Below are 11695 nucleotides of genomic sequence, written 5' to 3' on the forward strand. Positions count from 1 at the left end.
CGAACCTACACCTGGCGGGCCATCACAATCAAACCTTCACGGCGATCAGAAGAGCGACTTTTGGCGTCAACCGTCAGATGGCTACCATTTCCGTACGCATGTTGGGTATTTCAACAAAACCACAATCGCCTCCGATGCCAATTCTTAGAAAGTGACATAGGCCAGAACCTTTGCGATCAACAGTATCGGACGATCCTTAATGTGTCTGGATGATAGGGCATCCACCACGTTTCCAAGCCGCGCATTTACTGCGGGCGATTATGATGTTGGCACCGACTTGGCGCAATGGAGGAAAGCGATGGGTCACTCGGCAATGGCCCCCGCCTTCCACGTACTTCGCCCTTGGAATGAGGGCCGATTGGTTGGTGCCAAGCGGGCATTTAAGCAGCAGCAAGTTTGGGCCATTCGCTTTTGGCTGGATCAACATCGGCGAATACGTGATCGAGCGCTGTTCGACCTTGCTATCGATAGAAAATTACGCCGCTGTGACGGGGTCAAAGTTCGCATCGGTGATCTGGTATCAGGCGGGCGTGTGCGGGATCGCGCCATCATCGTACAGCAGAAGACCAAGCGTCCTGTTCAGTTCGAACTCATGGATACGGCCCATAAATCAATACGTGTGTGGCTGGAACGGCGCGGTGGTACACTCAACGATTCCGTCTTCCCGAGCCGCAACGATTACATGGCTTACATGAGCACACGCCAATATGCCCGTCCTGTACGGGAATGGGTGATCGGCATCGGCCTGACGCCGCAGGATTACGGAACGCACTCACTTCGGCGAACGAAGGCCTCGATTATCTACAAGGCGACCGGCAATCTCTGCGCCGTTCAAATTCTCCTTGATCACGCAAAGGTTGATAGCACCGTTCGCTATTTAGGCGTCGATGTGGAGGACGCTTTGGAGTTGGCCGAACGAACGGACGTCTAACCGGCCCAATTGCGGTCATTCAAAGCCCCCTGCCTGCTTCCTGACCTCGAATATTCGTTCATGTCGATTTTCACAGCAGAATTGGACGGGGGCAGCAATGGCAATGGCGCGGAGCGGCGGAAAGCTTCCAGTCCGCTATTCTCGATTTTCGCTTACGGTCACTCGTTCAGCAGGGGCAAGCTTGCTCCCCACTTGCGCGAAAACAGCGTCGCGCATTCTGCATCGGACAGATCCTGCCAATACGCCTCGCGGCTTACCCCCTCGACGATGTCGAGCAATATTCGTGCGATCGTCTCGTCCGACCGTTCGGATCGCTCCATCGGGAGGACCGCCGTGACGTATCGCCGGTAGAAGGCGAAATGCTGGTCTCGCCAGGAGCCCAGCCAATGGCGCACGGCGGTGTCCTCCAGCGCCTCCGCCATGAGGATCGTCATGGTCCGTTCGCGTACCCCGCCGTCCGGTTCGCACATGCGGCGGGACAGCTCCTTCAGGGCGAGCAAGGCGTCGTCGGGCAGGTCCTGGCTCAGCTTGGCGTGTATCTTCGCCATCACCCGGTCCATCACGTCCATCAGCAGCCGGATCTTGCTCGACCAGCGGCGATAGACGGCCTGCTTGCTGACGCCGACCGACTGGGCGATCTGCTCGATCGAGATATCGAGGCCCTGCTCGACAAAGGCCGCGATCGCCGCCTCGACGACCAGATGGCCGATCTCCGCCGCTCGTTCGAGACTGGGGCGGCCGCGCCCGGCTACCGGCATCGCGGGGCCGCCATCGCGCAGGGGCAGGACCATCCTGTCACCCATTTTGCCTAGTTCAGCCCGCCGCCCAGCGCGCGGTACAGCTCGACCATGTTGCTCTCGCGGTTGAGGCGGGTGGTGACGAGCAGCTGCTGCGCGGAATAGGCGGTGCGCTGGGAATCGAGCGTCGTCAGAAAGGAGGTGACGCCCGTCCGGTAGCGCGCATCGGAGATCTTCAGGGCGACGTTGGCCGCCTCGACCCGCGCGGTCTGTGCCGCGATCTGCTCGTCGATGGTGCCGCGCTGCGCCAGCGCGTCGGCGACCTCGCGGAAGGCGGTCTGGACGGTCTTTTCATAGGTCGAGACGGCCGCCTGCTGTTGCGCCCGCGCGGCGTCGAGATTGCCGCGCAGCCGCCCGCCGTCGAACAGCGGCAGCGAGACCGACGGCGCGCCGGTATAGGTGAAGCTGCCGCCCGCGAAGAGCCCACTGAGTGCGGTGCTGATCGTGCCCAGTGTCGCAGTCAGCGAGACGCGCGGGAACATCGCCGCGCGCGCCGCACCGATATTGGCGTTCTGTGCGATCAGTTGATGCTCGGCCTGCAACACGTCGGGACGGCGCAGCAGGATATCGGAGGACAGGCCGGTGGGCAGCAGCGGCAAGGCCGCGCCCCCATCGGCCAGGCCCTGTGGCAACAGATCGGTCTGCACCGGCGTACCGACCAGCAGGTCGAGCGCGTTCTTGTCCTGCGCCACCCGCGTCTTGAGCACCGCGATGTCGTTGCGCGCACCCTGATAGGTCGTCTCGGCCTGGCGCGCCTCCAGTTCCGAGGCGACGCCGATGCGGAACTGCGCCCGCGTCAGTTCCAGCGATTGCTCGAACGACTTCAGCGATTCCTGCGAGATGCGCAACTGGTCCTGATCCGAGGCGTAGGTCAGCCACGCCGTCGCGATCTCGGCGATCAGACTGATCCGGGTCGCGCGCTGGGCTTCCTCGGTCGCGAAATACTGTTCCAGCGCGGCGCGGTTGAGGTTGCGGACGCGCCCGAACAGGTCGAGCTCGAAGGCCGAGAAGCCGACATTGGCCGAGTAGAATTCGAGGTTGCGCGACGAGGAGCCCACCCCCGTGCCGAGGCCGGTGCCACCGGTACCAGCCCCCGCCCCTGCACCGGTTCCGCCGCCGGCCGCTCCACCCAGCGCGCCCGCTGCGCCCTGGATGTTGTTGGTATAGGTGCCCGAACCCGACAGGCTGGTCGAAGGGACCAGATCGGCGCGCTGGACACGGTATTGTGCCCGCGCCTGCAGCACATTGGCGGCGGCGATGCGCAGGTCCCGGTTGTTCTCCAGCCCCAGCGCGATGGTGCGGCGCAGGCGGTCGTCGGTGAAGAACGACTGCCACCCGATCCTGGTGACGTCCGGCGCGTCGGAGGCGGCGGGCGGATAGATGCCGTCCTGGGGCAGGGTCGCGGGAACGGCCCCCACCGGGCGGATATATTTGGGGGCGAAGTTGCACCCGGCGAGCATCGTGGCCGCCAGCAGGGCGAGCGTGGATTTGGAACGGATCATGGATCAAACTCCCTGCGGCACGGACGGCGCATCGGGGTGGCCATCGTCGTGCGGACGCACATCGCCCTCGGCCCTGCGCTGCTTGCTGCGGTCGAACAGCCGCATGACGACGACGAAGAACATCGGGACGAAGAAGATCGCCAGGATCGTCGCCGACAACATGCCGCCCACCACCGCGCGACCGATGGCGTTCTGGCCGCCCGCGCCCGCGCCGTTGGCGATGGCCAGCGGGAACACGCCGAAGACGAAGGCCAGGCTGGTCATCAGGATCGGGCGGAGGCGAAGTTTGGCGGCCTCGATCGCCGCGTCGAACGCGCTCAGACCCTCGCGCATCTTCTCCTCGGCGAATTCGACGATCAGGATCGCGTTCTTCGCCGACACGCCGATCGTGGTAATCAGGCCTACCTGAAGATAGATGTCGTTGTTCAGCCCGGTCAGCATGGCGGCCAGCAGCGCACCGACGACGCCCAGCGGCACCACCAGCATCACCGAGATCGGCACCGACCAGCTTTCGTACAGCGCGGCGAGGCACAGGAAGACGATCAGCAGCGACAGGCCGTAGAGCGCGGGCGCCTGACCGCCCGACAATTGTTCCTCATAACTGAGGCCGGTCCAGTCAAGCCGGGTGCCGGGCGGCAGCTTGGCCTGCATCTCCTCCATCGCCTTGATCGCGGCGCCTGACGACACGCCCGGCGCGGCCTGACCCAAGATTTCCATCGAGGGTTGGCCGTTATAGCGGGTGAGCTGCATCGGCCCCTGATGCCAGTCGAAGGAGGAGAAGGCGGTGAACGGCGCCATCGTGCCGGTGGCCCCGCGCACATAGAGGTCGCCGATATCCTCGGGCGCCATGCGATAGGCGGCATCGGCCTGGATATAGACCCGCTTCACCCGGCCGCGATCGATGAAGTCGTTCACATAGGAACCACCCCAGGCGGTCGCGATGGTGCTATTGACGGTCGACAGGTCGAGGCCGAGCGCGCGCGCCTTGTCCTGGTCGACATTGACCTTGAGCTGCGGCGCGTCGTCGAGCGCATTGGGACGCACGCCGACCAGCGACTTGTTCTGCGACGCCATACCGAGCAGCTGGTTGCGCGCAGCCAGCAGCTTGTCGTGCCCGATGCCGCCTTCGTCGACCAACTGCATGTCGAAGCCGGTCGCGTTGCCCAGTTCCTGGACGGCGGGCGGGATGACCGCGAAGATCAGGCCGTCATTATAGCGGGCGAACGCCCCCATGGCGCGACCGATGATCGCCTGTGCCTTGTTCTCGGCGCCCGGACGGTCCTTCCACTCCTTCATCGGGATGAAGGCGATGCCGCTATTCTGGCCCTGGCCTGCGAAGCTGAAGCCGTTGATCGTGTAGACGCCGCGAATGGCGTCGCCCGCATCGCTCAGGAAATGGTCCCGGACGAGGTCGAGGCCCTTCTGGGTCCGCGCCGTGGTCGCCCCCGGCGGCCCCTGGACCAGCGCGATCATCACGCCCTGATCCTCGTCGGGCAGGAAGCCGCTCGGCAACCGCATGAACAGGAAGGCCATGCCCGCGACGATCAGCGCATAGACGACCAGCGAGCGCCCCCAGCGCCGCGCGGTCGAACGGACGCCCTTTTCATAACGGTCGCGCCCACGGTCGAACCGGTCGTTGAACCAGCGGAAGAAGCGCGCGAGCGGGCCATGGCCTTCCGCCTTGTTCGGGTCGTGCGGCTTCAGGATGGTGGCGCACAGCGCCGGCGTCAGGATCAGCGCGACCGCGACCGACAGCACCATCGCCGAGACGATCGTGATCGAGAACTGGCGATAGATCACGCCCGTCGACCCGCCGAAGAACGCCATCGGCAGGAACACGGCGGACAGCACCGCCGCGATGCCGATCAGCGCGCCGGTGATCTCGTCCATCGATTTGCGCGCCGCCTCCTTGGGCGACAGATGCTCGGTGGTGATCAGGCGCTCGACATTCTCGACCACGACGATCGCGTCGTCGACCAAGAGGCCGATCGCCAGCACCATGCCGAACAGGGTCAGCGTGTTGATCGAATAGCCGAACGCCGCCAGCACCGCGAACGTCCCCGTCAGCACCACCGGCACCGCGATCGTCGGGATCAGCGTGGCGCGGAAATTCTGGAGGAACAGGAACATCACGAGGAAGACGAGCACGACCGCCTCGACCAGCGTCTCGATCACCTGCTCGATCGACAGCCGCACGAAGGGCGAGGTGTCGTAGGGGAAGATGACCTTGACGTCGGAGGGGAAGGTCTTGGCGAGTTCGTTCACCCGCGCCTTGACCGCGACGACGGTGTCGAGCGCGTTGGCACCCGGCGCCAACTTGATGCCGATGCCCGAAGCGGGCTTGCCGTTCCACTGTGCCGAGAAGGCGTAGTTTTCCGCGCCGATCGCGACACGCGCAACGTCGCCCAGCCGGACGATCGAACCATCGGTGTTGCTCTTCAGGCGGATCTGCGCAAACTGCTCGGGCGTGGTGAGCCGCGACGAGACCGAAACGGTCGCGTTGAGCATCTGCTCCTTTGGCGCGGGCTGTGCACCGATCTGACCCGCCGACACCTGCGCGTTCTGCGCCGTGACCGCGTTGGTCACGTCCGCCATGGTCAGCGCATAATTGTTGAGCTTGATCGGATCGACCCAGATGCGCATCGCATATTGCGAGCCGAAAATCTGGGTATCGCCGACGCCGGTGACGCGCGACAGCGGATCGGAAATCCGCGAGGCGACGATGTCGGCCAGGTCGTCGGCGTCATGCTTGCCGTTCTCGGAATAAAGGCCGACGAACAGCAGGAAATTCTGTGTCGCCTTGGCGACGATGATGCCCTGACGCTGCACCTCCTGCGGCAGAAGCGGGGTTGCCGCCTGCAGCTTGTTCTGAACCTGTACCTGCGCGATGTCAGGGTCGGTCCCCTGCTCGAAGGTCAGCGTGATCGTCACGCTGCCCGCCGAGGAGGATGAGGACGAGAAGTAGCGAAGGTGATCGATCCCCTTCATCTGCTGCTCGATGATCTGGGTGGTGGTGTTCTCCAGCGTCTGGGCGTCGGCGCCCGGATAATTGGCGGTGATCGACACCGCAGGCGGCGCGATCGCCGGAAACTGTGCGATCGGCAGCGTGCGCAGGGACAAAAGCCCCGCGATGACGACCAGCACCGCCAGCACATAGGCGAAGATGGGGCGGTCGATGAAATAGCGTGACATGGCTGTTACTTCGCCTGTGCCTGGGCCTTGCCGGGCTGCGCGGCCGCGGGCTTGGCGTTGGGATCCCATGGCTTGCCCTGCACCGGCATGCCCGGGCGCAGCATCATGCCGCCTTCGACGATGATCTTGTCTCCGGCCTTCAGCCCGCTGGTCACGAGCCAGTTGTCGCCGACGGACCGACCGGTCTGGAGCGTGCGCCCCTCGACCTTGTTGCCCGCGCCGATCACCATCACGGTCGCCTGCCCCTTCTCATCACGGCTGACGGCGCGTTGCGGCACGAGGAAGGCGTTCGATCGGGTCCCCTCGACCAGCGACGCGCGCACGAACATGCCGGGCAGCAACAGGCCGTTGGGATTAGGGAACAGCGCGCGGATCACCTGCGTGCCCGTCGTCGGATCGACGGTGACGTCGGCGAAGCGCAGCGTCCCCTGGGGACCATAATCGCTGCCATCCTCCAGCTTCAGCTTGACCGGGGCATGGCCGTCACGAGTCAACTGGCCACTCATGATCTGCTGGCGCAGCTTCAGCAGCTCGGCACTCGGTTCCTGAATGTCGACATAGATGGGGTCGAGCCGCTGAATGGTGGCGAGCGCATCGGTCTGCGACGCCGAGACCAGCGCACCGGTCGTGAAGACCGATCGGCCGATCCGGCCGGTGATCGGCGCACGGATGGTGGTGCGGGCCAGATCGATTTGCGCCGTGCGCAGCGCGGCCTGTTGCGCGGCGACGTCGGCGCGGGCCTGGGCGGCGCTGGTCTGCGCGTTCTCGAATTCCTGCTTGGCGATCGCGTTGATCTTGACCAGTTCGCCGTAACGGCGCGCCAGCGCGGCGCTCGACGCGATGCTCGCCTGCGCACGGGTCAGCGCGGCGCGGGCACTGGCGACCTGGGCTTGGTAGGGCGCCGGGTCGATATGGTATAGCGGCTGCCCCTGGCGGACCAGGTCGCCCTCGACGAACAGTCGCTGAGTGATCAGGCCGTTGACCTGGGGACGGACATCGGAGGTTTCGAATGCGGCAGTCCTGCCGGGCAACTCGGTTGTGAGGGTGACAGGCTGCTCGTTCGCCACCACATAACCGACTGGCGCCGGCCCCTGCGCCGCCTGCTGCTGCTGTTGCTTGCCACCAGCACCGCAAGCGGCCAGTGCGAGCAAGGCGGCAGATGCCAACACACGACCCATAAGCCGATTGGAAGACATATCATTTCCCGCTTGAAAAATTGTTTGAGAGCGATCACTCACAAACAGCGGAGTTAGACCCGCCGATCGAGCGCGTCAACCGATTAGAAGAGGCCCCATTGTGACGAATATCGATTGCACAACCCCTACCCGCGCAGAACTGCGCCGGAACATCATCAAGGAGGTCGCCCGGCGCTTGTTCGTCGAAAACGGCTTTCATGCTACGGGGATAGCCGCGATCGCCAAGGAGTCCGGGGTCGCCGTCCAACAGCTCTACCGCGACTTCCCCTCGAAGGAGGACATCATCGCCGCGATCGTCGCGGCCGACTGCGAACGGATTGCCGACCAGGAGACGCTCAACACGGCACTGACGAACCGAGATCGCGCCGGAATCATCAGCTGGCTGGTCTCGACGCCGTGCCGAAAGGATGAATGCGGCGACCGGCTGTTCCTAGAGATCGCGGCGGAGGCGGCGCGCAACGAGCGGATTCGCGCGATCTTCCTCGAGGTACGCGCCGAAGCCTTCACAAATATCAGCCGCGCCTTCGCCGGATTAATGGGTAGCGACGTAGTGGAGGAAGAGCACCGCACCCTGGCGCAGGCCTTCATGATCATCTCGCTCGGCTCGGTCTGCGCCCGGACGCTTCATCAGGAGGCCGTGAAGCCCGCCAGCGATAGGTTGATCAAGTGTCTGATCGACGGGGCAAAATAGTATCAGACTAATCCCAATTTATCCTCAGCCCAAGCCCGATGCGCCAATCGTATTCGGCACGGTTGGCGTCTCCAAGGTTATTGAGGGCCTTCCTGACCGCGAGGCCATCTCCAACATGATGATCGACATGGCGGGACGTGCTGTTCGGCGGCATCTTCAGAAAGCAAATGAACAGATCGGCGCGATGAAGACCCGGCTGAAAATGCCAGACGCTGGCGGCCTGCTCATCCTAATGAATGAGGCCGAGCCAATGATTGACATTTCTGCGATCGGCTACACCCTAAAAACCGCCTTTGAGACGGTCGAAGGCGCGTATCCCCACATCACCAACGTATGGGCAATCGTCGAGAGTCACCGGATCGCCATGCCCGGCGGGCGGAAGGGCTTACCCCACCTACACGCCTTTAAGTCTTTAGACCGTCTGGCCGAACTTAGCTTCATCGAACGATGCTCGGGTCTTGGGAGCATCACGCCGGTTCGCATATGGAACGACTTGAACATCGAGGCGATTGGAGCGCCATGCGCCCGATCTATGACGACGCCCCGCCGATCTGGTCTGCTGCCGGTTTCGTGAACACCGAGATAAGGTGTTTTTGGGACCGGAGGGTGTGAATGCAACGACGGAAGTTCAGCCGGGAGTTTAAGCTCGAGGCGGTGAAGTTGGTCCGGGAGCGCGGAGTATCGGTGTCGCAGGCCGCCCGGGATCTGGACCTTCACGAGAACGTGCTGCGCAAATGGGTGCGTGAACACGGGTCGGATCCTGGCTCGGCCTTTCCCGGTCATGGAATAATGAAGCCCGAGCAGCAGGGGATTGAGCGGCTACGCCGCGAGTTGGCCAGGATGAAGGCGGAGCGCGACATTCTAAAAACAGCGGCGGCCTACTTCGCCAGGGACTCGATATGAGGTTCGAGTTCGTAGCGAAGCACCGGGGGACCTGGCCCGTATCGTGGATCTGCGAAGCGCTCGGTGTTTCGCGCAGCGGCTTTCATGCCTGGCTAGTTCGGGTGCCCGGAGCGACGAGGAGTTCGGCGCCAGGGTTCGCGCCAGCTTCATTTCCAGCTATCGGACGTACGGTGCACGCCGCGTCTGGCATGACCTTCTGGCCGAAGGCCCCTCATGTGGTTTGCATCGCGTCGAGCGGCAGATGAGTGTTCACGGTCTGAAGGCGCGCCCGCGACGTCGTGGCTTGCCCAAGGACGACGGCCTGCGGTCGGTCATTGCCGACAACCTCCTCAATCGCCAGTTCACCGCCGAGGCGCCCAACCAGAGGTGGATCGCGGACTTCACCTACATCTGGACCGCCGAGGGTTGGCTGTACGTCGCCGTCGTCATCGACCTGTTCTCCAGGCGCGTGGTAGGTTGGTCGATGAGCGACACCATGACCGCCCAGCTCGTCACCGATGCCCTGATGATGGCGATCTGGCGGCGCGGGAAGCCCGACGCCCTACTTCACCACTCGGACCAGGGCAGCCAATACACCAGCGAGCAGTTCCAGCGGCTGATGGCCGACAACGGCGTGACCTGCTCGATGAGCCGGTCGGGCAACGTCTGGGACAACGCGGCGATGGAGAGCTTCTTCTCCTCGCTGAAGACCGAGCGGGTTGGACGGAAAACATATCGTACCCGCAATCACGCGAAGGCCGACGTGTTCGATTACATCGAGCGCTTCTACAATCCGACGCGCCGCCACTCGACCCTGGGCTACCTCAGCCCCATGGACTTCGAGCGGCAAGCGCAGGTAGCTTAACCTCGTGTCCGCGGAACCGGCAGCAGGCCAGTTCAGCAAATCTACCGAAATGCGGACGCTCGTTCATAACGCTCCAAGCATTTAGTCAGACTCCCATTTGCTATTGATGGCGGCGGTGCGAAGCCTATCGTTGTTCAATGATCGCTATCGCTTTGCTTGCCGCCACTGCCGCTTGCTCGCCGTTGGGCGACTGGGACGGCTCGCTCACCGTCCCGGCGGGGATCCAGCTTCCGCTAGTGCTGCATTTGAGAGCAACAGCCAGCACGATCGACAGCCCCGACCAGAATGCGCGCGGCATTCCAGTCAACGTCACGTCCGGCGATGACGGCGTGAAGGTCGTGATGCCGTCTACAAAGGCCGAGTTCGACGGTACTCTGTCTAGGGACTGCGCCGTTCTTGCGGGGCCGTTTCGGCAAGGCGGAATGGAGATGAAAGCGAGCTTTCAGCGCCGCCAGGCTGGGGCATCGGAGGCGGTGCGGGAACGTCCTCAGACACCTCAGCCACCCTTCCCTTACGCGACAGTAGACGTAAGCGTACCTGCCGGTAACGTTACTTTGGCGGGCACCTTGACCATGCCAAAGGGCAAAGGTCCCTTTCCTGCCGTCGTCATGATCGCCGGATCCGGCCCACAAAACCGCGACGAGACCATCGAGGGTCATCGCATCTTCCTTGTTCTGGCCGATCGATTGACGCGGGAAGGCATAGCGGTGCTGCGCTACGATAAGCGCGGCGTTGGCAAGTCCACCGGTAGCTATGCTACAGCTACCCAGCGCGATTTCATCGCCGACGCGACCGCCGCATTGAACTGGCTGCGCAAACAATCCGGAATCGCCACCGGGAAAGTCGGATTGTTGGGACATAGCGAAGGTGCCGAGATCGCCCCGGCCGTGGCGAATGCCGACGGGCGTGTCGCTTTCGCGATCTTATTGTCGACCCCAGCGGAAACAGGAACGGAAACGATCGCATCGCAGGCCAAGGCCATATCCATCGCCAACGGCGTGCCAATCGCGACCGCGGCCGCTAACGACGCACTGCAACGGCGCCTGCTGGCCGCGGTGGCGGCAGCACCGGACAGCGCAACGGCAGAGCGCTCGGCACGGCACATTCTTGTCACGGCGGGTGTACCGAACGACCGCGCCGCCATGCAGGCGAAGGGTCTCGCATCACCATGGTACCGTGCGTTTCTGAAAGACGATCCCCTGCCTGCGCTACAGGCTCTTAAGGTGCCGACCCTCGTCGTTGCAGGCGCGAAGGACCTTCAGGTCCTACCCGATCGCAATCTGCCCCTCATTCGCCAGGCGTTAGCGAGCAACACGAAAGCCAAGATCGTCGAGCTGCCTGGGTTGAACCATCTGCTGCAGCCCGCAACCACCGGATCACCCAGCGAGTACGGGCGGATCACCACGACGGTCGATCCGTCCGCGCTCGACCTCATTAGTGGTTGGATAAGGTCAGGCTCGTCATCATGACCCAGTTGCAGTCATTCGGACCACCCATACCGCCCTCCAAAACTGGACGTTGGTTCATCCGGGGCCGAGCGATCGGAACAGCCGTTCGTGATTGGTCCGCTTTCTTCAAGCGGACGCTGAAGATGCCCAAGCTGAGTCGTGTTTCCCACAACGTCGCGTCCGCTTCGGCA

10 protein-coding genes are annotated in these 11695 nt (G+C 63.5%); 6 read left to right on the forward strand and 4 right to left on the reverse strand.

Going from position 1 to position 11695, the window contains the following annotated elements; all coding sequences use genetic code 11:
* Positions 1–313 precede the first annotated feature (313 nt).
* Positions 314–931, forward strand: coding sequence for a tyrosine-type recombinase/integrase (locus SP6_RS10160; protein ID WP_037569163.1), 618 nt, complete (start codon positions 314–316; stop codon positions 929–931).
* 158 nt (positions 932–1089) lie between these two features.
* Here SP6_RS10160 and SP6_RS20070 read toward each other — a convergent pair whose 3' ends face one another.
* Genes SP6_RS20070 through SP6_RS10180 form a run of 4 tightly spaced genes read right to left on the reverse strand, consistent with a single transcriptional unit; the run spans position 1090 to position 7618 of the window.
* A complete protein-coding gene (locus SP6_RS20070) occupies positions 1090–1722 on the reverse strand; it encodes a TetR/AcrR family transcriptional regulator (RefSeq protein ID WP_007405825.1) in 633 nt (210 codons plus the stop codon).
* Between the two features lie 17 nt (positions 1723–1739).
* Entirely contained in the window at positions 1740–3230 is a 1491-nt protein-coding gene (locus SP6_RS10170; RefSeq protein WP_007405811.1) for an efflux transporter outer membrane subunit, read from the reverse strand.
* A gap of 3 nt (positions 3231–3233) precedes the next feature.
* Positions 3234–6422 (reverse strand): efflux RND transporter permease subunit, encoded by a 3189-nt coding sequence (locus SP6_RS10175; RefSeq protein ID WP_007405846.1) that lies wholly within the window; start codon positions 6420–6422, stop codon positions 3234–3236.
* Between the two features lie 5 nt (positions 6423–6427).
* Positions 6428–7618 (reverse strand): efflux RND transporter periplasmic adaptor subunit, encoded by a 1191-nt coding sequence (locus tag SP6_RS10180; protein WP_007405845.1) that lies wholly within the window; start codon positions 7616–7618, stop codon positions 6428–6430.
* A gap of 100 nt (positions 7619–7718) precedes the next feature.
* Here SP6_RS10180 and SP6_RS10185 point away from each other — a divergent pair, with 100 nt between their 5' ends.
* From SP6_RS10185 to SP6_RS10205, 5 genes are all read left to right on the forward strand, one after another.
* On the forward strand, positions 7719–8309 hold the full coding sequence (locus tag SP6_RS10185; RefSeq protein ID WP_007405786.1) for a TetR/AcrR family transcriptional regulator: 591 nt from the start codon (positions 7719–7721) through the stop codon (positions 8307–8309).
* A gap of 115 nt (positions 8310–8424) precedes the next feature.
* Positions 8425–8883 (forward strand): hypothetical protein, encoded by a 459-nt coding sequence (locus SP6_RS10190; protein WP_037569168.1) that lies wholly within the window; start codon positions 8425–8427, stop codon positions 8881–8883.
* Between the two features lie 38 nt (positions 8884–8921).
* Positions 8922–9212: an IS3 family transposase gene (locus SP6_RS21505; RefSeq protein WP_037569171.1), complete on the forward strand. Its 291-nt coding sequence runs from the start codon at positions 8922–8924 to the stop codon at positions 9210–9212.
* Positions 9213–9255: 43 nt separating this feature from the next.
* Positions 9256–10056: an IS3 family transposase gene (locus tag SP6_RS10200; protein WP_232252396.1), complete on the forward strand. Its 801-nt coding sequence runs from the start codon at positions 9256–9258 to the stop codon at positions 10054–10056.
* 137 nt (positions 10057–10193) lie between these two features.
* On the forward strand, positions 10194–11525 hold the full coding sequence (locus tag SP6_RS10205) for an alpha/beta hydrolase family protein (protein ID WP_007405805.1): 1332 nt from the start codon (positions 10194–10196) through the stop codon (positions 11523–11525).
* The last annotated feature ends 170 nt before the right edge of the window (positions 11526–11695 follow it).

The sequence above is a fragment of the Sphingomonas paucimobilis NBRC 13935 genome (genome assembly GCF_000739895.2).
Lineage (GTDB): Bacteria > Pseudomonadota > Alphaproteobacteria > Sphingomonadales > Sphingomonadaceae > Sphingomonas > Sphingomonas paucimobilis.